Origin of the sequence: Streptomyces tricolor (genome assembly GCF_002155905.1) — a bacterium.
Taxonomy (GTDB): Bacteria; Actinomycetota; Actinomycetes; order Streptomycetales; family Streptomycetaceae; genus Streptomyces; species Streptomyces tricolor.
In genome coordinates this window covers 1-21,127 of sequence record NZ_MUMF01000126.1, presented here as the reverse complement: position 1 = coordinate 21,127, position 21,127 = coordinate 1, and the positions used below count along the sequence as shown (strand labels likewise).

Annotated in this window: 18 protein-coding genes; 9 read left to right on the top strand and 9 right to left on the bottom strand. The window is 72.9% G+C overall.

Features of this window, described 5'->3' with window-relative positions; genetic code table 11:
• Nucleotides 1–18: 18 nt before the first annotated feature.
• Nucleotides 19–1,224 carry a sensor histidine kinase gene (locus CCN44_RS10410; protein ID WP_059251588.1) on the bottom strand — a complete coding sequence of 402 codons (1,206 nt, stop codon included), beginning with the start codon at nt 1,222–1,224 and terminating at the stop codon, nt 19–21.
• 118 nt (nt 1,225–1,342) lie between these two features.
• Here CCN44_RS10410 and CCN44_RS10405 point away from each other — a divergent pair, with 118 nt between their 5' ends.
• On the top strand, nt 1,343–2,623 hold the full coding sequence (locus CCN44_RS10405; protein WP_208639747.1) for an SAM-dependent methyltransferase: 1,281 nt from the start codon (nt 1,343–1,345) through the stop codon (nt 2,621–2,623).
• A 19-nt stretch (nt 2,624–2,642) separates the two neighbouring features.
• Here the strand turns inward: CCN44_RS10405 and CCN44_RS10400 are convergent, their stop codons facing one another.
• Nucleotides 2,643–3,794: an NADH-quinone oxidoreductase subunit D gene (locus CCN44_RS10400; protein WP_059251587.1), complete on the bottom strand. Its 1,152-nt coding sequence runs from the start codon at nt 3,792–3,794 to the stop codon at nt 2,643–2,645.
• A gap of 31 nt (nt 3,795–3,825) precedes the next feature.
• Between CCN44_RS10400 and CCN44_RS10395 the strand changes: the two genes are divergently transcribed.
• Nucleotides 3,826–4,329, top strand: coding sequence for a PH domain-containing protein (locus tag CCN44_RS10395; protein WP_059251585.1), 504 nt, complete (start codon nt 3,826–3,828; stop codon nt 4,327–4,329).
• 35 nt (nt 4,330–4,364) lie between these two features.
• Complete coding sequence (locus CCN44_RS10390; RefSeq protein ID WP_086697464.1) at nt 4,365–5,792, top strand: PH domain-containing protein; 1,428 nt, start codon at nt 4,365–4,367, stop codon at nt 5,790–5,792.
• Between the two features lie 447 nt (nt 5,793–6,239).
• On the opposite strand, the gene CCN44_RS10385 is transcribed toward CCN44_RS10390, so the two are convergent.
• Both CCN44_RS10385 and CCN44_RS10380 read right to left on the bottom strand, forming a co-directional pair.
• Entirely contained in the window at nt 6,240–7,667 is a 1,428-nt protein-coding gene (locus tag CCN44_RS10385; RefSeq protein ID WP_208639746.1) for a hypothetical protein, read from the bottom strand.
• 98 nt (nt 7,668–7,765) lie between these two features.
• On the bottom strand, nt 7,766–8,893 hold the full coding sequence (locus CCN44_RS10380; protein WP_059251583.1) for an alpha/beta hydrolase: 1,128 nt from the start codon (nt 8,891–8,893) through the stop codon (nt 7,766–7,768).
• A 226-nt stretch (nt 8,894–9,119) separates the two neighbouring features.
• Between CCN44_RS10380 and CCN44_RS10375 the strand changes: the two genes are divergently transcribed.
• From CCN44_RS10375 to CCN44_RS10350, 6 genes are all read left to right on the top strand, one after another.
• The gene (locus CCN44_RS10375) at nt 9,120–10,934 is read left to right on the top strand and encodes a phosphatidylglycerol lysyltransferase domain-containing protein (RefSeq protein ID WP_086697455.1); all 1,815 of its coding nucleotides are present in this window, start codon (nt 9,120–9,122) and stop codon (nt 10,932–10,934) included.
• A 127-nt stretch (nt 10,935–11,061) separates the two neighbouring features.
• Nucleotides 11,062–11,976 carry a dihydropteroate synthase gene (folP, locus tag CCN44_RS10370; protein ID WP_189397103.1) on the top strand — a complete coding sequence of 305 codons (915 nt, stop codon included), beginning with the start codon at nt 11,062–11,064 and terminating at the stop codon, nt 11,974–11,976.
• A complete protein-coding gene (locus CCN44_RS10365) occupies nt 11,973–12,506 on the top strand; it encodes a nuclear transport factor 2 family protein (protein WP_059251578.1) in 534 nt (177 codons plus the stop codon). Before folP ends, CCN44_RS10365 begins: the two co-directional genes overlap by 4 nt.
• A gap of 228 nt (nt 12,507–12,734) precedes the next feature.
• A complete protein-coding gene (folB, locus tag CCN44_RS10360; protein WP_059251576.1) occupies nt 12,735–13,094 on the top strand; it encodes a dihydroneopterin aldolase in 360 nt (119 codons plus the stop codon).
• Nucleotides 13,091–13,702, top strand: coding sequence for a 2-amino-4-hydroxy-6-hydroxymethyldihydropteridine diphosphokinase (folK, locus tag CCN44_RS10355; RefSeq protein ID WP_059251573.1), 612 nt, complete (start codon nt 13,091–13,093; stop codon nt 13,700–13,702). Before folB ends, folK begins: the two co-directional genes overlap by 4 nt.
• 73 nt (nt 13,703–13,775) lie before the next feature.
• Entirely contained in the window at nt 13,776–14,264 is a 489-nt protein-coding gene (locus CCN44_RS10350; RefSeq protein WP_086697454.1) for a DUF3180 domain-containing protein, read from the top strand.
• A gap of 25 nt (nt 14,265–14,289) precedes the next feature.
• Here the strand turns inward: CCN44_RS10350 and folE are convergent, their stop codons facing one another.
• From folE to CCN44_RS10325, 5 genes are all read right to left on the bottom strand, one after another.
• On the bottom strand, nt 14,290–14,895 hold the full coding sequence (gene folE / locus CCN44_RS10345) for a GTP cyclohydrolase I FolE (protein WP_030342684.1): 606 nt from the start codon (nt 14,893–14,895) through the stop codon (nt 14,290–14,292).
• Between the two features lie 154 nt (nt 14,896–15,049).
• On the bottom strand, nt 15,050–17,089 hold the full coding sequence (gene ftsH, locus CCN44_RS10340) for an ATP-dependent zinc metalloprotease FtsH (protein WP_059251569.1): 2,040 nt from the start codon (nt 17,087–17,089) through the stop codon (nt 15,050–15,052).
• A 217-nt stretch (nt 17,090–17,306) separates the two neighbouring features.
• Entirely contained in the window at nt 17,307–17,867 is a 561-nt protein-coding gene (hpt, locus tag CCN44_RS10335) for a hypoxanthine phosphoribosyltransferase (protein ID WP_030342680.1), read from the bottom strand.
• A 110-nt stretch (nt 17,868–17,977) separates the two neighbouring features.
• A complete protein-coding gene (gene tilS, locus CCN44_RS10330; protein WP_059251567.1) occupies nt 17,978–19,036 on the bottom strand; it encodes a tRNA lysidine(34) synthetase TilS in 1,059 nt (352 codons plus the stop codon).
• 191 nt (nt 19,037–19,227) lie between these two features.
• The gene (locus CCN44_RS10325; protein WP_059251565.1) at nt 19,228–20,361 is read right to left on the bottom strand and encodes a zinc-dependent metalloprotease; all 1,134 of its coding nucleotides are present in this window, start codon (nt 20,359–20,361) and stop codon (nt 19,228–19,230) included.
• Nucleotides 20,362–21,127: the final 766 nt, after the last annotated feature.

Sequence of the window (21,127 nt, the reverse complement as noted above, 5' to 3'; positions counted from 1 at the left end):
GGCGGGCGTACGACGGGGTCAGTGCGCCGGTTTGAGCGGCAGCAGGGCGCTGATACGGAAGCCTCCGCCCGGGCGCGGGCCGGCGTCCAGGGTGCCGCCGACCATGCCGACGCGCTCGCGCATGCCGATCAGGCCGTGGCCCTGCCCGTCGGCACCGCCCTCCTCGTACAGCTCGTGCGGGGCGCCCTTGCCGTCGTCCTCGACCAGCAGGCCGAGACCGTCGTCGAAGTACACCAGGCGCACGCTCGCGCCCGCGTTCGGCCCGCCGTGCTTGCGGGTGTTGGTGAGCGCCTCCTGCACGATCCGGTAGGCGGTCAGCTCCACCCCGCTGGGCAGCGGGCGCGGGGTGCCCTCCACCTTGAAGTCGACCGGCAGGCCGGAGCTGCGGCACTGCTCGATGAGGTCGTCGATCTGCTCGACGTCGGGCTGCGGGACGTACTCCCCGCTCTCCTGGTGCTCACCGGTGCGCAGCACACCCAGCAGGCGGCGCATCTCGGCCAGGGCCTGGCGGCCGGTGGAGGAGATCGTCTCCAGGGCCTTCTTCGCCTGGTCGGGCGCGGCGTCCATGACGTAGGCGGCGCCGTCGGCCTGCACGACCATCACCGACACGTTGTGCGCGACGACGTCGTGCAGCTCGCGCGCGATCCGGGCGCGCTCGGCGGCCACCGCGACCTTCGCCTGCGCCTCGCGCTCCTTCTCCAGGCGGGACGCACGCTCCTCCAGCTGGGCGAAGTAGGCGCGCCGGGTGCGCATGGAGTCGCCGAGCACCCAGGCGAGGGCGAAGGGCACCGTCTGGAAGACGGCGATGGCGACCTGCCCGGCGAAGCTGCTGTGCTCGTCCGGCCAGCGGATCTGGGCCACGGCCGCCGCGCACAGGCTGACGGTGAGGGCGAGCCGGGAGGCCCAGCGCGCGCCGACCGCCGCGACCGTGTAGGTGATCACCAGCATGGCGAAGTCGGCGACGGTCGTCTCGACGTCCAGGACCAGCTGGGCCAGCCCGATCACGAGCGCGACCAGCAGCATCGGCTCCGGGAAACGGCGGCGCAGCGCCACGACGGCGCAGAGGCCGGCGGAGACCGCCATCCCCTCGGGGAGCGTCCCGTGGTAGCCGGGTGTCCTGTCGAGGCTGACCACACTCACCGCGGACACCCCGAACAGGACGACGGCCCAGAAGGCGTCGACCCAGGACGGGTGGCGGCGGAGGAAGTCATAGAGGCGCTGCACGTAACCCAGAGTAGGGAAACCAGATGCGTGCACGGGTCAACCGATGGGCCGATCCGCGTCCGGCGCGCGTACTCCCCAAGGTGGATGCGGTGATCATCTGTGCGCCTAGTCTGTTCCGGTGGCGGATGAGACGACGGCGGCGGGTTCCCGCGAGCATCCCGGTCCGCGCGGCTGGCGCGCGGCGGCCGAGACGGCCCTGTACGGCCCCGGCGGCTTCTACCGGCGCCCGGAGGGACCGGCCGGTCACTTCCGTACGTCCGTGCACGCCTCCGCGCTGTTCGCGCGGGCCGTGGCCGGGCTGCTGTGCCGGGTCGACGCCGCGCTGGGCCGGCCCGCCGCGCTGGACTTCGTCGACATGGGCGCGGGGCGGGGCGAGCTGGCCGGCGGGGTGCTCGCCGCGCTGCCGGCCGACGTGGCGGCACGCACGCGCGTGTACGCCGTGGAGATCGCCGGCCGCCCGGCCGGCCTGGACGAACGGATCACCTGGCTGAGCGAACTCCCGGACGCGGTCACCGGACTGCTGTTCGCCAACGAGTGGCTGGACAACGTCCCCGTCGACGTCGTCGAGGTGAACTCCGCGGGCGTGCCCCGGCTGGTGCTCGTGGCGGAGGACGGCTCGGAGCGGCTCGGGGAGCCCGTGACGGGAGCGGTGGCGGACTGGCTCGCGCGCTGGTGGCCGCTGCCGGCCGAGGAAGGGCTGCGGGCCGAGATCGGGCTGCCCCGGGACAGGGCCTGGGCGGCGGCCGTGGACCGGGTGGTGCGGGGGCTGGCGGTGGCCGTGGACTACGCCCACACCGTGGACACCCGCCCCCCGTTCGGAACGCTCACCGGCTTCCGCGAGGGCCGCGAGACGGCCCCCGTGCCGGACGGGACGTGCGACATCACGGCCCACGTCGCCCTGGACGCGTGCGCGTGGGCACCGCGCACGGCGCACGCGCCGTCCGGTACGACCCACACGGGCGCCGGTAGGACCCACACGGCCGCCGATACGGCGCAGACGCCGCCGGGCACGGCGCACATCTCGCCCCACGCGCCCCTCGACCAGGCGCACACGGATTCCCCAGCGCCTTCCGAAGCGGCGCGCACGGCTTCTCGCACCCCTCGCGGCGCGGCACAAGCTCCCCGGGACACGGCGCACGAGCCCGGCAAAGCAGCGCGTGAGCTTCCTCCCGCGCGCCTGCTCACGCAGCGCGCTGCTCTGCGCGCCCTCGGCCTCACCGGCGCACGCCCCCCGCTCGCGCTGGCCTCCACGGACCCCTCCGCCTACGTGCGCGCCCTGGCGAGCGCCGGTGAGGCGGCCGAGCTGACGGCACCGGGCGGCCTCGGCGACTTCGGCTGGCTCCTCCAGCCGGTCGGCATCCCGGACCCCCTGGAGCCGGGACCGGAGCCGGAGCGGTAGCGGGCGTCGGCACCGCGGCCTACTTGTCGATGTCGCCGACCACGAAGAACATCGACCCCAGGATCGCCACCATGTCCGCCACCAGCGTGCCCGGCAGCAGCTCGGTCAGCGCCTGGATGTTGTTGTACGAGGCCGAGCGCAGCTTCAGCCGGTACGGCGTCTTCTCACCCTTGCTGACCAGGTAGTAGCCGTTGATCCCGAGCGGGTTCTCGGTCCACGCGTACGTGTGCCCCTCGGGTGCCTTCAGCACCTTCGGCAGCCGCTGGTTGATCGGCCCCGGCGGCAGCTCGGCGATCCGGTCCAGGCAGGCGTCGGCCAGGTCCAGCGCGTTGTGCGTCTGCGCCAGCAGCACCTCGAAGCGGGCGAGGCAGTCGCCCTCGCTCCGGGTGACGACCTTCAGGGTGTCCCGCAGCTCGCCGTAGGCCAGGTACGGCTCGTCGCGGCGCAGGTCGAAGTCGACCCCCGAGCCACGCGCGATGGGCCCGCTCACGCCGTACGCGTGCACCGTCTCGGGCGTGAGCGCCCCGACGCCGCGGGTGCGCCCCCGGAAGATCTCGTTGCCGAGCACCAGGTCGTCGAAGACGTCCATGCGCGAGCGCACCGCGGCGACCGCCTCACGCGCGCGTGCGGTCCAGCCGGCCGGAAGGTCCTCCTTGAGGCCGCCGACGCGGTTGAACATGTAGTGCATGCGCCCGCCCGAGACCTCCTCCATGACGTTCTGGAGCACCTCGCGCTCGCGGAACGCGTAGAACACCGGCGTGATCCCGCCCAGCTCCAGCGGGTAGGAGCCGAGGAACATCAGGTGGTTCAGCACCCGGTTCAGCTCGGCGAGCAGGGTGCGTGTCCACACCGCCCGCTCGGGGACCTCCATGCCGAGCATCCGCTCCACGGCGAGGACGACGCCCAGCTCGTTCGAGAACGCCGACAGCCAGTCGTGGCGGTTGGCGAGCACGATGATCTGCCGGTAGTCGCGCGCCTCGAAGAGCTTCTCCGCGCCTCGGTGCATGTAGCCGATCACCGGCTCCGCGCGCACGATGCGCTCGCCGTCCAGCACGAGCTTGAGCCGCAGCACACCGTGCGTGGACGGGTGCTGGGGCCCGATGTTGAGCACCATGTCGGTGCTCTCCGCCGCGCCGCCGATGCCGACCGTGGTCTCCGTCGTAGGAGTCATGGGCCCAGTTTCCCCTACGTACGCTGGCCTCATGGAAACGGGGACTCCGGAAGAGACGGGAGCGCCGGCGGACCAGCCGGTGTGGCGGGGGCTGCAGCCCGGTCTGCTGCGGGTGCGCCGGCTGCTGCTGGTGGTGTGGACGGGGGTGCTCGCGGTCGCCGCGGGGCTGCTCCCCGGGCTGTTCGCGGGGCCCGGCTGGGCGGCCTGCGCGCTGCTGCCGCCGGTCTTCGCCGCCTGGTGCTGGCGGCTGCTGGAGCGCAACTGGCGCTCCTGGCGGTACGCCGAGCGCGCCGACGATCTGCTGATCAGCCGCGGTGTCCTGTGGCGGGAGGAGACGGTGGTGCCGTACGGGCGGATGCAGCTCGTGGAGGTGACCTCCGGGCCCGTGGAGCGGCGCTTCGGGCTGGCCACCGTGCAGCTGCACACGGCCGCCGCCGCGACCGACGCGACCATCCCCGGCCTGGACCCGGCCGAGGCGGAGCGGCTGCGCGACCGGCTGACCGAGCTGGGCGAGGCACGATCGGCGGGCCTGTGACGCCCCACGACCGCGCCGACGACAGGGACCAGGGCATGGACGGCGGCATACCGGACGACGCGAAGCGGGACCGCGGCGTACCCGACGACGGCATACCGGACGGCGCGGAACGGGGCCGCGGCGTACCCGACGGCGGCGTACCGGAGCACCCGCCCGCCACCGGGCGCCCGCCCGTCATCGAGCGCCGGCTGCACCCGGTCACGCCCTTCCGCCGGGCGTGGGCGCCGCTCGCCGTGCTGGCCGGCTGGGCGGTGCACAACCCGAACGGCGCGCAGGAGCAGCTCACCCGGCTGACCGGGACCGTGCTCCTGCTGGCACTCGCGGTGCTGGTGCCGGCGGCCGGCCTCTACGGCTTCCTGTCCTGGTGGTTCACGCACTACGCCGTCACCGACACCGAGCTGCGCATACGGACTGGACTGCTGTTCCGGCGGACCGCGCACATCCGGCTGGAACGCATCCAGGCCGTGGACGTCTCCCGTCCGCTCCTCGCGCGCGTGGCGGGCGTCGCGAAGCTGCGGCTCGACGTCGTCGGCACCGACGACAAGGACGAACTGGCCTTCCTGGGCGAGCGGGAGGCGCGCGCCCTGCGCGCGGAGCTGCTGGCCCGCGCGGCGGGCTTCGCGCCCGAGACGGCGCACGAGGTCGGCGAGGCACCTGCGCGGACGCTGCTGCGCGTGCCACCGCGGGAGCTGGTGCGCTCGGTGCTGCTGACGGGCGCCACCTGGGGTTCGCTGTGCGCCGCGCTGGTCGTACCGACCGTGCTGTGGCTCGTCACCCACAACCCGTGGACGGCCCTCGCGACCGCCCTGCCCCTGTTCGGCGCGGCCGGCGCGAGCAGTGTGGGCCGGTTCGTCACCGAGTTCGACTGGACGGTGAGCGAGTCCCCGGACGGGCTGCGCATCGACCACGGGCTGCTCGACCGTGCGCACGAGACGGTGCCGCCCGGCCGGGTGCAGACCGTGCGGATCGTGGAGCCGCTGCTGTGGCGGGGGCGCGGCTGGGTGCGCGTCGAGCTCGATGTGGCCGGATCCGACAACTCCGTGCTGGTGCCCGTCGCCCCGCGCGAGGCCGCGGAGGCGGTCGTCGCGCGCGTGCTGCCCGGTGTGGCGGTGCCCCGGGAGCTGTCGCGGGTGCCGCGCCGGGCCCGGTGGTGCGTACCGGTGTGGTGGCGCGGGCACCGGCTGGCGGTCACCGACACGGTGTTCGCCGCCCGGAGCGGCCTGCTGTGCCGCCGGCTCTCGCTCGTCCCGCACGCCAAGGTGCAGAGCGTACGGCTCACCCAGGGGCCCTGGGAGCGTCGCTGGGGGCTCGCCGAGGTGCACGTGGACACCGGGGCCGACAAGACCGTGACGGCCCGGCTGCGGGACGCACGGGAGGCCGCACGGCTCCTGGACGAGCAGGCGGAACGCTCCCGCACGGGCCGCCGCGACGCCCTCCCCGATCGCTGGATGACCACCGGCTGACCGGCGACCGGACCGCCGGCCCCCGGCTGACCGAGCACCCGGCACCCGGCGCCTGGCACAGGAGAGCCGCACGGTTCCCGGACGAGCAGGCGGAACGCACCCGCACGGGCCGCCGCGACGCCCTCCCCGACCGCTGGATGACCACCGGCTGACCGGCGACCGGACCGCCGGCCCCCGGCTGACCGAGCACCGGGCACCCGGCACCCGGCGCCCGGCGCCCGGCGCCCGGCACAGGCAAGCCGCACGGCTCCTGGACAAACAGGCGGAACGCACCCGCACGGGCCGCCGCGACGCCCTCCCCGACCGCTGGATGACCACCGGCTGACCGGCGACCGGACCGCCGGCCCCCGGCTGACCGAGCAGCCGGCACCGGCTTCGGCCGGAGACGCCTCGGGCCCGGCTCCCCCTCACGGGAAGGCCGGGCCCGGCATCGCTGTCCGCGGCGGCTCAGGAGGCCGCGCTGCGCAGCCCCTGGACGTCGATCTGCTCGGTCTCGTCGTGCGCCGTCAGGTCGATGACCTGGCCGGTCTCCGGGGACCGCGCGGCGGCCGGCTTGAAGGCGGCCTCGGACTCCGCCTTGTGCACAGCGAGCGCCTCCGGGCCGACGACGTCGGCGAGGTCCTCGTTCTGCACGGAGTCCAGGGCGCTCTTCGGCGCGTCCTTCTGGGTGCCGAAGAAGTCGAACCCGCCCTCGACCACCGGGCGCCGCGCGGGCGCCGGCGGTACGACGGCCACCGCGGTCGGCACCGTGAAGTGCCCGGCGGGCGGCTGCCCCGCGGGCTTGGCGGCCTCGGCCGCGTGAGAGGCGTCGGCGCCGTCCGTCACGGCTGCCGCGGCGTCCTCTCCTTTGGCGACGGGCCCGGCCTCGGCGTCCGCACGGTCCGCGGGAGCCGCCTGGTCGGCGGGAGACTCGCGGTCCGCAAGAACCTCCCGCTCCGCCAGGGCCTCCCGCTCCGCAGGGGCCTCCGTCGCGTCGGCCGCCGACTCGGCGTACTCGGGCTGTCCGGCGTACTCGGGCTGTCCGGCGGTCCGAGGCTCACCGGCCCCGGCCCCCTCCTCCTCGAGCTCCGCCACGACACCCTCCGGCTCGGCGTCAGCAACAGCCTCGGCCACGGCCACGGGCTCCCCCTCGGCCTCAGCCGCAGGCCCGCCTTCGGCCTCCGCCTCGGCCGCGACGTCAGCCTCCGCCTCGGCCCCCGGCTCTGCCGCAGCCCCCCGGCCGAACCGGACCAGAGCCGTCAGGGCCTGCCGGTACAGCTGCGCGCCCTCGGGCGAGAACACCGCGCGGGCCGTCGGCCCGTCCTCCGCGCCCGCCCCGGACGGCTCGGCGGACCCGGAGGGCGCCGAGGGCTCGCCGCTCCGCGCGGGCGCGGGCGGCAGCGCGGGCGACGACGAGGGCGCGGTCTCCAGCTCGGGCACCGCCGTCTCCAGCTCCAGCAGCCGCCGCCCCTCCAGGGCGCTCGCGCGCTCGGTCTCGGCGGTGGCGTACCGGCGCAGCAGGGCCGCGTGCTCGTTGCGCAGGCCCGCCAGCTCGGCCCGCTTGGCACGCAGCCGCTGCTCCAGCTTGGCGCGCAGTTCGCGGGACTCCTCCAGGTCGCTCTCCAGTTCGGCGACCCGTTCCTCGTACCGCCACTCGTCACCGGCACGCGCGCGCGTGAGTTCGGCGACCCGCTTGCCCGCCTGCGTGTCCCAGCGGCGCATCACGACCGCGCCGACGACCGCCGTCGCGGCGGCCGCCGCGGCCAGCGCGCGCAACACGGTGGCCTCGGAGAACACCCAGGGACCCAGCGCGCAGACGAGGGAGACGCCCGCGATCGCGGAGGGAGGCAACAGCCGGTGCAGAGGCGGGGAATGGCGGTGGCGTCCACGTGGCATGGCCAGAAACTTACCGCGCGTAGGCGATTCGTGGGCCCCCGCCCCGTAAAAACACGGCCACGGGGCGGGCTTCACAGGGCGTCAGAGCAGCGTCGGGGTCAGCGGTCGCTGAGCCGTCCGCTGATCCACTGGAGGGTCGGCGGGATCTCGCGCCGCCAGGTGTTGAAGTTGTGACCGCCGCTGTCGAGGATGATCGACGAGATCCGGGTCAGGTTGGTGGCCTGCACCCGGTCTATGAACCTCAGCGTGTCCTTGTAGTTGTGCTCGCCGACCTTGCTGCTGGTGACGAGCAGCGAGGTGTCCGGCGCCTCCTCGTGCTGGAGGAACCAGAACAGGTCGGCGCGGTTCTGCAGCTTCTTGTCGCCGTGGAAGAGGTCACCGGTGGTGGGGTCGATCGGCGCCTTGTAGTACGCCGAGAGGCCCGCCCCGGCCGCGTAGACGTTCGGGTGGTGCATGGCGAGCTTGAGCGCGCAGTAGCCGCCCGTGGAGTCGCCGATGATGCCCCAGCTGCGCGCCCGCTTGCCGACCCGGTAGTGCCCGCGGACGGCGTCCGGCAGATCCTTGGCAAAAAACGTTTCCGCTTGCGGCCCGCCCGGTACGTCCACGCACTCGGTGTCGCGCGGCGGCGCCACGGTGGGCCGCAGCATCACCAGGATCATCGGCTGCACCCGCCCCTCCTTGGCCAGCCGCTGCGCCGTGCTCGGATAGTTCAGCTTGTCCACCAGCGACCGCGCGGTGCCCGGGTAACCGGTCAGCACGACCGACACCGGGAACGTCCGCGTGCGGTACTGCGGCTGGAAGTACTCCGGCGGCAGGTACACGTACGCCGGCGAGACCAGGCGGGACTTGCGGCCCACGATGTTCACCTTCTGGATCTGCCCGCCCGTCTGCGGCCGCGTGGCGCTCACCCCCGGTACGTCGGAGGTGGAGGCCACCTGGAGCGGGCCGCCGGCGGTGCCGCCCGCCGCGTGGTCGATGACCAGCCCCTGGCCGGTCTCCTTGCCGAACAGGTCGGCCCAGCTGGCGTAGAAGCCGAAGGCCTGGTTGGCGGCGAGCCCCACGCAGGCGAAGAGCGCCACCTGGGTGGACAGCAGCAGGCCGATCCGCCCGCTGACGGCCCGCCAGCTCTGGCGCGCGAGACGCGGCCACAGCCACACGGTGCCGATGAACAGCACGACGGCGATCAGAATCGCCAGCGCCAGCACTTTGTCGCTCGTGAGACCCATGGGCTGTTCCTGCCTGCGCTTTCCGCCCGTATCGTGTCCACGCGTCGTCGCGTGGGCTTGCCCGGGGCTTTTCTTGGCCTTTGACCCGACTTTCCGGCGGGGAGTGAACCTCTCCCCCCGAGACACCGTCCTAGAGGGCGCAATGTCGCCGGACGCCCGATCGGGCCCGGGTCCAAGGTCTCTCGCAGAACTACGGGATGCGATGTCTGTCAGGATAGATGGGGAAATGTCGGACGGGGTTCCGGGCCGATCCAGCCGGGTGCGGCGCATACTGCGCGGCCCGCGCCCCGAGGCCGTCCCCGCTCTGGTCGGCCGGGCCGCCGCGCTCGTCGGCGTCCTGGACATCGCCGCGGGTGTGTTCCCGCGCTTCCGCCACAGTCGCATGCACGCCATCGCCGAGGTGCTGCCGGGTTCGTTCGGCCCGTTCGCGGCGGCGCTCTCGCTCAGCGCGGGCGTGCTGTTGCTGCTGCTCGCGCACGGGCTCAAGCGGCGCAAGCGCCGCGCGTGGCGGGCCGCGGTCGCGCTGCTCCCGGCGGGCGCGGTGGCGCAGTTCGCCTACCGGCACTCGATCATCGGCGTGCTCATCGCGGTCGCGCTGCTGGTTCCGCTGCTGCGCCACCGGGACCAGTTCGCGGCGCTGCCGGACCCGCGCAGCAGGTGGCGGGCGCTCGCCAACTTCGTGCTGATGGGCGCCGGTTCGCTCGCCCTCGGTCTGGTCATCGTCAGTGTCCACCCGCACCGGACGATCGGCGACCCGAGCCTGGCCGACCGGCTGACGCACGTCATCTACGGCCTGTTCGGCTTCGAGGGCCCGGTCGACTACCAGGGCAACACCTCCTGGACGGTCGCGTTCTCCCTCGGCGCCCTCGGCTGGATCACCGCCGTCACCACCATCTACCTGGCCTTCCGCCCCGAGCACCCGGCCGCGCGCCTCACCGAGGACGACGAGGCCCGGCTGCGCGCGCTGCTGGAGAAGCACGGCGGGCGTGACTCGCTCGGCCACTTCGCGCTGCGCCGCGACAAGGCGGTGGTGTTCTCGCCGAGCGGCAAGGCCGCGGTCACCTACCGGGTCGTGTCCGGCGTGATGCTCGCCAGCGGCGACCCCATCGGGGACGTCGAGGCCTGGCCGGGTGCCATCGAGCGCTTCATGGACGAGGCCAGGGCCCACTCCTGGACGCCCGCGGTCATGGGCTGCTCGGAGACGGGCGGCGAGGTGTGGACCCGCGAGACCGGCCTGGACGCCCTGGAACTGGGCGACGAGGCGGTGGTGGACGTGGCGGATTTCTCGCTCGCCGGACGCGCGATGCGCAACGTGCGCCAGATGGTCAAGCGCATCGAGCGGGCCGGCTACGAGACCCGGGTGCGGCGCATCCGTGACCTCGGCGACGCCGAGCTGGAGCGGATCCGCCGGGCGGCGGAGGACTGGCGCGGCACGGACACCGAGCGCGGCTTCTCCATGGCGCTCGGCCGCATCGGCGACCCGGCCGACGGCGACTGCCTGATCGCCACCGCCCACAAGGCCGATGACGAACCGGGCGAGTACGGCGACCTGAAGGCGATCCTCCACTTCGTGCCCTGGGGCAAGGACGGCGTGTCGCTGGACCTGATGCGCCGCGACCGGAGCGCCGACCCCGGCATGAACGAACTGCTGATCGTCGCCGCCCTCCAGGCCGCGCCGAAGTTCGGCATCGCCCGGGTCTCGCTGAACTTCGCGATGTTCCGCTCGGCCCTCGCCCGCGGGGAGAAGATCGGCGCCGGTCCGGTGCTGCGCGCCTGGCGCGGGCTGCTGGTGTTCCTCTCGCGCTGGTTCCAGATCGAGTCGCTGTACAAGTTCAACGCCAAGTTCCAGCCCCGCTGGGAGCCGCGGTTCGTGGTCTACCGGGCCTCCGCCGACCTGCCCCGCATCGGCTTCGCCGCCATGCAGGCTGAGGGCTTCGTCAACTTCGCCCTGCCGCTGCCGCGCTTCCTGCGCCGGCGCCGGGCGACGGCCGAGCGCCCGTGCGCGCACGCGGTGGCGGAACGGGACGTGCGAGCGGCCTGAGCCGCGGTTCCGCCGCGTGGTGCGGCACCAGGACCGGCCCGGGCGGGACCCCTACCCCCTCCGGCACGGAGGCTCCCGCCCGGGCCGCGGCGCGTTCCCGGCCCCCTGCTGGGCCTACGCTGAACGTATGAACAACCTCAGCGGGCGCGGCCGAGTCGCCGGCCTTCCGGCATGGGACCGGTGCGCGGTCATGGGGGTCGTGAACGTGACCCCCGACTCCTTCTCCGACGGCGGCCGCTGGTTCGACACGACCGTCGCCGTCAAACACGGCCTGGATCTGGTCGCCGAGGGCGCGGACCTGGTCGACGTCGGCGGCGAGTCCACCCGGCCCGGCGCCACGCGCGTGGACGAGGCCGAGGAGCTGCGGCGGGTCATCCCCGTGGTGCGCGGCCTCGCCTCCGAGGGGGTCGTCGTCTCCGTCGACACCATGCGCGCCTCCGTCGCCGCCCAGTCCCTCGCGGCCGGTGCCGCCCTCGTCAACGACGTCAGCGGCGGCCTCGCCGACCCCGCGATGATCCCGGTCGTCGCCGACGCGGGCGCCCCCTTCGTCGTCATGCACTGGCGCGGCTTCCTCCAGGGCGGCAACGTCAAGGGCGTCTACGAGGACGTCGTCACGGAGGTCGTGGACGAGCTGCACGCGCGCGTGGAGGCCGTGCTGGCCGGCGGCATCGCCCCGGACCGCATCGTCGTCGACCCGGGCCTCGGCTTCTCCAAGGAGGCCGAGCACGATCTCGCGCTCCTCGCCCACCTCGACCGGCTGCGCGCCCTCGGCCACCCCCTGCTGGTCGCCGCCTCCCGCAAGCGGTTCCTGGGCCGGGTCCTGGCCGGCCCGGAGGGCGCCCCGCCGCCCGCCCGGGAGCGCGACGCCGCCACGGCCGCCGTCTCCGCCCTCGCCGCGCACGCCGGCGCCTGGGCGGTGCGCGTGCACGAGGTACGCGCCACCGCGGACGCGGTACGGGTCGCACGGGCCGTGGAAGAGGCGCGTACGACGGGAAGGGCGCCCGGCGCCGAAGGCGAGCGCGGGGCGGAAGGAGCCCGGTGAGCGCCCCCCACACCGACGTCGAGCAGGTGGAGGCAGCCAACACCGCCTTCTACGAGGCACTCGAACGCGGCGACTTCGAGGAGGTCTCCTCCCTCTGGCTGGCCCCCGCCGACCTGGGCGTGGACGAGACCTGGCACGACCCCGCGGACACCGGCGTGATCTCCTGCGTGCACCCCGGCTGGCCGGTGCTCACCGGCCGCGGCGAGGTCCTCAGGTCGTACGCCCTGATCATGGCCAACACGGACTACATCCAGTTCTTCCTCACCGATGTGCACGTCTCCGTGACCGGTGACACCGCGCTGGTGACCTGCACGGAGAACATCCTCAGCGGCGGACCCGCCCCGGAGGAGGGCGCGGAACTGGGCCCGCTGGTCGGTCAGCTCGTCGTCGCCACCAACGTCTTCCGGCGCACCCCCTCGGGCTGGAAGCTCTGGTCGCACCACGCCTCCCCGGTGCTGGCCGAGACCGGCGAGGACGACGAGGACAACCACGTGAACGGCGTGGATCCGGACGACGGGCCCCTCGCCTGACCCCGGGAAGTGGTTGGAATCACCTACCCGGGGTAGAAGCGGCTACCAGCCCATGACAGGGCCGGGTTCCCCAGGGAGAACGCCCGGTGAACCCTGCGGGCGGCGGCCCCTGCCCACGCCCCCGCGGCCCGGCTTTGTCGGCGCCCGCAGGTAGATTCGTCAGAGACCGGTGTGCCGCCCGCACGCGGTGCGAGCCGGTCGTTCCCGACGATTGCAGGAGTGATTCGCGTGGATCGTGTCGCGCTGCGCGGCCTCAAGGCCCGTGGGCACCACGGTGTGTTCCCCAAGGAGCGGGAGGAGGGCCAGACCTTCATCGTGGACCTCGTCCTCGGCCTGGACACCCGGCCGGCCGCGGCCGACGACGACCTGGCGAAGACCGTGCACTACGGCATCGTGGCCGAGGAGGTCGTGGCCGTGGTCGAGGGCGAGCCGGTGGACCTCATCGAGACCCTCGCCGAGCGGATCGCCCGGACCTGTCTGAAGCACGAAGGGGTTCAGGAGGTCGAGGTCTGCGTCCACAAGCCGGACGCGCCGATCACCGTGCCCTTCGACGACGTGACCGTCACCATCACCCGGAGCCGAGTATGACCCGACCTTTCCGCCAGGGTCACAGCGACCCGACCGTCCAGCCGGTGCCCGCCTCGGTCGTCGAGAAGGTGGACGCAGCCGACACCACGCTGAGCAACCCCAAATGGGCCGTGCTCTCCATCGGCTCCAACCTCGGCAACCGCCTGGAGACCCTCCAGGGGGCCGTCGACGCCCTGGAGGACACCCCGGGCGTCCGCGTGAAGGCCGTCTCCCCGGTGTACGAGACCGAGCCGTGGGGCGTCGAGCCCGGCAGCCAGCCCTCGTACTTCAACGCGGTGGTGGTCCTCAAGACCACTCTGCCGCCCTCCTCCCTGCTGGAGCGGGCGCACGCCGTCGAGGAGGCCTTCCACCGCGTCCGGGACGAGCGCTGGGGTCCGCGCACCCTGGACGTCGACATCGTCGCCTACGCGGACGTCACCTCGGACGACCCGCAGCTCACCCTCCCCCACCCGCGCGCGCACGAGCGGGCCTTCGTGCTCGCCCCCTGGCACGACGTGGACCCGCAGGCCCAGCTCCCCGGCCGCGGCACGGTGGCCGAGCTGCTGGCCGGCGTCACCCGTGAGGGTGTCGCGCCGCGCGCGGACCTGGAACTCCGGCTGCCCGAGTAGTCGTTAAGGTCGAGACGGATCAAGACCAGGACGACCACCGGCCGGCACGGTCCGGGGGAACTGAAGGGACACCGTGAGAGAGCTGCGCATCAGGGTGCTGGCGGGCGTGTTCGTCGTGGCCGGCGTCCTGTCCTGGGCGGGCGCCCGCCTCTGGAACTCGATCGGGACCCTGCCCAGCGTCCCCGTGGCCGCCCCCATCGTCCTCGCGCTGATCGCGGTGGTCCTGCTCGCGACGGCGCTCTCGCTGCGCGCCCGCCTGAGGGCCCAGCGCGAGCGCCGGCCCGGCGCCAAGGGCGTCGATCCGCTGATGGCCGCCCGGGCGGTCGTCTTCGGCCAGGCCAGCGCCCTGGTGGCCGCCCTCGTCGCCGGTATGTACGGCGGCGCGGGCGTCTTCCTGCTGGAGCAGCTGGACATCCCGGCCCGCCGGGACCAGGCGGTCTACGCCGGTCTGTCGGTACTGGCCGGCCTCGGCGTGATAGCGGCGGCCCTGTTCCTGGAGCGGGTCTGCAAGCTGCCGGAGGACGACGACCAGAACCCTCCGGGAGCGGAGCCGGTGGCCTGACCGCCGGCCCCGCCGGGCGGCGCGGTCAGCGCGCCATGATGAGGCTCATCGCCTCGTTCCGCGTCGCCGCGTCCCGCAGCTGACCGCGCACGGCCGACGTTATGGTCTTCGCGCCCGGCTTGCGGATGCCGCGCATCGACATGCACATGTGCTCGCACTCGACCACGACGATGACACCCCGCGGCTCCAGGATCTCCATCAGCGAGTCCGCGATCTGCGTGGTGAGGCGTTCCTGCACCTGGGGCCGGCGGGCGTAGACGTCGACCAGCCGGGCGAGCTTGGACAGGCCGGTGATCTTGCCGGTCTCGGACGGGATGTAGCCGACGTGGGCGACGCCGCGGAACGGCACCAGGTGGTGCTCACAGGTCGAGTACACCTCGATGTCCTTCACGAGGACCATCTCGTCGTGCCCCAGGTCGAACGTCGTCGTCAGGACGTCCTCCGGCTGCTGCCACAGGCCCGCGAAGATCTCCTTGTAAGCCCGCGCGACCCGGGCCGGCGTCTCGCGCAGCCCCTCGCGATCCGGGTCCTCGCCGACGGCGATCAGGAGTTCCCGTACCGCGTTCTCGGCGCGCTTCTCGTCGAACTCGCCGATGCGGCCCTCGCCGTCCAGCGTCACCGGGTCGGTCATCTGGTTCCTCGTTCCTGTGCCTTGCACGCGGGTGTGCCTCGCGTTCCGTCTGCGGACAAGCGAAATGCCGCGCCCCCCAGGCTAGAACCTGGGGGGCGCGGCATTCATTCCGGCCCTGCTGGCCGAAACATGGCCGGCTCACGGGGCGGGCTCGTCAGCTCTCCGGGCGGTCCTCCGGGGTCTGCTCCGTCACCGGGGCGGACTCCGTCGCCGTCGACTTGGCCGTGCTGATCGCCGCCGTCGCGCCGTTCGCACCGTTGGTCAGTGCCAGCTCCTTCGGGGAGAGCACCGGCGGGCGGGTGGACGGGGTACGGCGGGAGGAGCCGGTCCAGGCGGGCCGCGGCGGGCGCTTGACGATCGGGGCGAAGATCTCGGCGATCTCCTCCTTGCCCAGCGTCTCCTTCTCCAGCAGCTGGAGGACGAGGTTGTCGAGCACGTCGCGGTTCTCGACCAGGATCTCCCAGGCCTCGTTGTGCGCCGTCTCGATCAGCTTCTTGACCTCCTCGTCCACCAGCGCGGCGACCTCTTCCGAGTAGTCGCGCTGGTGAGCCATCTCACGGCCGAGGAAGGGCTCGCTGTTGTCGCCGCCGAACTTGATCGCACCGAGACGCTCGGTCATGCCGTACTGCGTGACCATCGCGCGGGCCAGGTTGGTGGCCTTCTCGATGTCGTTCGCGGCACCCGTGGTCGGGTCGTGGAAGACCAGTTCCTCGGCCGCCCGGCCGCCCAGCATGTAGGCGAGCTGGTCGAGCATCTCGTTGCGGGTGGTCGAGTACTTGTCCTCGTCCGGCAGGACCATCGTGTAGCCGAGGGCACGGCCGCGGGACAGGATCGTGATCTTGTGGACCGGGTCGGAGTTCGGCGAGGCCGCCGCGACCAGGGCGTGACCGCCCTCGTGGTACGCGGTGATCTTCTTCTCTTTGTCCGACATGATCCGGGTCCGCTTCTGCGGGCCCGCGACCACGCGGTCGATCGCCTCGTCCAGCGCCTTGTTGTCGATCAGCTTCTGGTCGCCGCGGGCGGTGAGCAGCGCGGCCTCGTTCAGCACGTTGGCGAGGTCGGCGCCGGTCATGCCCGGGGTGCGGCGGGCCACGGCGGACAGGTCGACGTCGGGCGCGACCGGCTTGCCCTTCTGGTGGACCTTGAGGATCTCCATGCGGCCCTGCAGGTCCGGCGGGTCGACCGCGATCTGCCGGTCGAAGCGGCCGGGACGCAGCAGCGCCGGGTCGAGGATGTCCGGGCGGTTCGTGGCGGCGATCAGGATGACGCCGCCCTTCACGTCGAAGCCGTCCATCTCGACCAGCAGCTGGTTCAGCGTCTGCTCGCGCTCGTCGTGACCACCGCCGAGGCCGGCGCCGCGGTGGCGGCCGACCGCGTCGATCTCGTCGACGAAGACGATCGCCGGGGCGTTCGCCTTGGCCTGCTCGAACAGGTCACGGACCCGGGAGGCACCGACACCGACGAACATCTCGACGAAGTCGGAACCGGAGATCGAGTAGAAGGGGACGCCCGCCTCGCCGGCGACGGCGCGCGCGAGCAGGGTCTTGCCGGTACCCGGGCGGCCGTAGAGCAGCACGCCCTTGGGGATCTTGGCGCCGACGGCCTGGAACTTGGCCGGCTCCTGGAGGAACTCCTTGATCTCCTGGAGCTCCTCGACGGCCTCGTCACACCCGGCGACGTCGGAGAAGGTCGTCTTCGGGGTGTCCTTGGTGATGAGCTTCGCCTTGGACTTGCCGAAGTTCATGACCCGGGAGCCGCCGCCCTGCATCTGATTCATCAGGAACAGGAAGACGACCACGATCAGGACGAAGGGCAGCAGGGACAGCAGGACGCCGACGAACGGGTTCTGCTTGGACGGCGAGACCGTGTAGCCGTCCGTGATCTGCTTTTCCTGGTACTTGTTCTGCAGTGTCCCGGCCAGCTGCACGCCCTGGTCGCCGATGTAGCTCGCCTGGATCTTCGAGCTGCCCTCGACCTTGTAGCCGTCCTTGAGCGTGACCTTGATGCTCTGCTCGTCACCGGTGGTGAGCTTGGCCGACTCGACCTTGTTGTCGTTGATCGCCGCCACGACCTGGCCGGTGTCCACCGTCTTGTAGCCGCCGGACGAGCCGACGACCTGCATCAACACGACCACGGCAAGGACGGCCAGCACGATCCACATGACCGGCCCACGGAAGTATCGCTTCACGTCCATCCATACGGAGCGGTGCCGCCCCGTCCCTCCTGCCATAGTGAGTTTGATAAGACAGTTCTTCTGACGGTACCCCAGCATTGTTGCCCGAAGCCGCACGGAGCCGTTTCGACGGCTGGGAATCCCGTCTCTGCATGCTTCAACGGCGCGGAACCCGCTGGGGTTCCCGATCGTCCTGCCGGGCTTGGGCCGACTGGCTCAGCCCGCGGCCCGGTCCGGCTCAGCCGCCGTAGACGTGAGGGGCGAGCGTACCGACGAACGGCAGGTTGCGGTACTTCTCGGCGTAGTCGAGGCCGTAGCCGACGACGAACTCGTTCGGGATGTCGAAGCCGACCCACTCGACGTCGATGGCGACCTTGGCGGCGTCCGGCTTGCGCAGCAGCGTGCACACCTTCAGCGAGGCGGGCTCGCGCGAGCCGAGGTTGTTGATCAGCCAGGACAGGGTCAGGCCGGAGTCGATGATGTCCTCGACGATCAGGACGTGCCGGCCCTTGATGTCGGTGTCCAGGTCCTTGAGGATGCGGACGACCCCGGAGGACTGGGTGCCCGCGCCGTAGGAGGACACGGCCATCCAGTCCATGGTGACGGGGGTGGACAGCGCCCGGGCGAGGTCCGCCATGACCATCACCGCGCCCTTGAGGACGCCGACGATCAGCAGGTCCTTGCCCGCGTACTCCGCGTCGATCTTCGCGGCCAGCTCGGCCAGCTTCGCGTCGATCTCTTCCTTGGTGATGAGCACCTGCTGGAGGTCGGCACCCATGTCTTTCGCGTCCACCCGCATCACTTTCGGTCGTCCCGCACTTACGGCCGCGTGTGCGGCCACCGGCTCCGGCCGCACGCACGGCCTCCGGCTGTCCGGCCCGCCGGAGGGGCACTCCGGGAGGTCGGGATTCAGCCTTGCCGAATCACCAGTCTGCCACCCTGCCGCCGGGCGACGACTTTGCCCGGGAGATTGATGGCTCCCTGGCCGCGCCAGCCGGTGATCAGGCGGTCGACTTCCTCGATGTGACGGGCGAACAGCGCGCCGGCCGGAGCACCGGCCTCGATGGCGGCACGGCGCAGGATCCGGCGGCGCACGGCGGGCGGGAGCGCGTACAGCTTGGCGCACTCCAGCCGGCCGGCCGCGTCCCGTACGGAGGCCTCGGCCTGGCTGGCCCAGGCGTCCAGGGCGTCGGCGTCGTCGCGGGAGAGCTGGGCGGTGCGGGCGAGCGCCTCCACGACGCCCTTGCCCAGGGCCTTCTCCAGGGCGGGCAGGCCCTCGTGCCGGAGCCGGGAGCGGGTGTAGGCGGGGTCGGTGTTGTGCGGGTCGTCCCAGACGGGCAGCGACTGGGCCATGCAGGCCTTGCGGGCGGTCTGCCGGTCGAGCTGCAGGAAGGGCCGCCGGTAACGGCCGCCGGCCCCCGAGACCGCGGCCATGCCGGACAGGGAGCGGATACCGGAGCCGCGGGCGAGGCCCAGCAGGACGGTTTCGGCCTGGTCGTCGCGGGTGTGGCCGAGCAGGACGGCGGCGGCGCCGTGGCGTTCGGCGACGGCGTCCAGGGCGGCGTAGCGGGCGTCGCGGGCGGCGGCCTCGGGGCCTCCCTCGCGGCCGACGGTCACGGCGACGGACTCGACGGGGTCGAGCCCGAGCCCGCGCAGGCGCAGGACGACCTCGTCGGCGCGGAGGTCGGAGCCGGGCTGGAGGCCGTGGTCGATGGTGACCCCGCCGGCCCGGATGCCGAGCTTCGGGGCCTCGAAGGCGAGGGCGGAGGCGAGGGCCATGGAGTCGGCGCCGCCGGAGCACGCGACGAGGACGAGCGGGGAGGGGGGTCGCTCGGCCGTCCGGTCCGGGGGCCCGCCGACGAGCTGGTGGCCCGAGTACGCGCGGGAGGTCTGGTGGTCGTTGAGGATGTCGTGAAGGACGCGGCGGACCGCCAGGCGTATCGCCGCGACCGCAGGATGGGGACCCATGTCCGGTTCCCTTCATGAAGTTTTCGGGGGGTGAGCCCGAGACGGTCACTCAGAGTGTGTAGATGGTGACAGAAGCGGGCCGTTCCCCGAGCATTGCACGCCTACGCATGGCTCACGGTCCCTCGGACGGGTGATTGGAGGGGCGTTCGCCTGCCGTCGGCCGGATTCCTTTCACGACCTCCCCGCGCCGTTCACGACTCCGCCTTGCGGTGCACCCGCGCGACCCAGTCCGCCGGTTTGGCGATCTCCGCCTTGGTGGGCAGGGTGTTGGGCGAGGTCCACACGCGGTTGAAGCCGTCGACGCCGACCTGGTCGACCACGGCCCGCACGAACCGTTCGCCGTCCCGGTACTGCTTCAGTTTGGCGTCCAGACCCAGCAGCTTGCGCAGGGCGACGTCGAGCCGGGAGGCGCCCTTGGCGCGGCGCTGCTGGAACTTCTCGCGGATCTCCGCGACGGTCGGTACGACGCTCGGGCCGACGCCGTCCATGACGTAGTCGGCATGCCCCTCCAGCAGGGACATCACGGCCGTCAGGCGGCCGAGGATCTCCCGCTGGGCGGGGGTCTGCACCAGCTCGACGAAGGAGCGCCCGCCGTCCTCCTCCTCGCCCTCGGGCCGGCCGCCGGCCAGGGACTGGGCCGCGTCCCGGATGCGCTCCAGGAAGGTCATCGGGTCGACGTCGGTCTCCGCCAAGAACGACTGGATCTCGCCCTCCAGGTGGTCGCGCAGCCAGGGCACGGCGGTGAACTGCGTGCGGTGGGTCTCCTCGTGCAGGCACACCCACAGGCGGAAGTCGTGCGGCTCGACGTCGAGTTCGCGCTCCACGTGGACGATGTTGGGCGCGACGAGCAGCAGCCGGCCGCCGCCGTTCTCGCCGGCCGGGAGGTCGCGGGTGGCGGGGGCGAAGGTCTCGTACTGGCCGAGGACGCGGGAGGACAGGAACGACAGGAGCATGCCGAGTTCGACGCCGGTGACCTTGCCGCCGACGGCGCCGAGGATCGCGCCGCCCGGGCTGCCGGCACGCCGTTCCTGCATCTTCTCCAGGAGGGGCCTGAGGATCTCCCGGAAGCCGGCGACGTTGGCCCGGACCCAGCCGGGCCGGTCGACGACGAGGACCGGGGTGTCGTGCGTGTCCTCGGTGCCCATACGAGTGAAGCCCCGGACGTGTCCCTCCGAGGCCTTCGCGTGCCGGCGCAGCTCCGCGACGACGGCCCTGGCCTCGTCGCGGCTGACGTCGGGACCTGGGCGTACGAGCCGTGTCGCGGTTGCCACCGCGAGGTTCCAGTCGACCATCCCGGGAGATGCGGTGCCGCCGAAGCCAGTCATGTTGTCAACCGTACGTGAGGGCTCCCGCTTGGGGCAGGCCGTGGAGCCGGCGAGCGGCGGCGGCAGGGGGCGGGAGCCGACAGGGACCGGCGTCGGAGAGCGAAAACCGGCAGGGACCGACGGCGCCCGACGCGAGCCGACAGGGACCGGTGCCCGACGGGAGCCGGCAAGCGACGGTGATGCGGGGCGGAAGCCGGCAACGGCCGATGGCGCCCGACGCGAGCCGACTGGGACCGGTGCTGCGGGGCTGAAGGCGGCAGGGACCGACGGTGCCCGACGGAAACCGGCAGGGACCGACGGCGCCCGACGCGAGCCGACAGGGGACGGCGGTGCCCGACGGGAGCCGGCAAGGGACGGTGGCGCCCAACGGAAACCGGCAAGGGACGGCGGTGCCCGACGGAAGCCGGCAAGGGACGGTGATGCGGGGCGGAAGCCGGCAACGGCCGACGGCGCCCGACGCGAGCCGACAGGGACCGGTGCTGCGGGGCTGAAGGCGGCAGGGACCGACGGCGCCCGACGGAAACCGACAGGGGCCGACGGCGCCCGACGGAAGCCGACAGGGGACGGCGGTGCCCGGCGGAAGCCGGCAAGGGACGGTGGCGCCCGGCGGAAACCGGCAAGGGACGGTGATGCGGGGCGGAAGCCGGCAACGGCCGACGGCGCCCGACGCGAGCCGACTGGGGACGGTGGTGCGGGGCTTAACGCGGCAGGGACCGACGGTGCCCGACGGAAACCGGCAGGGACCGACGGCGCTCGACGCGAGCCG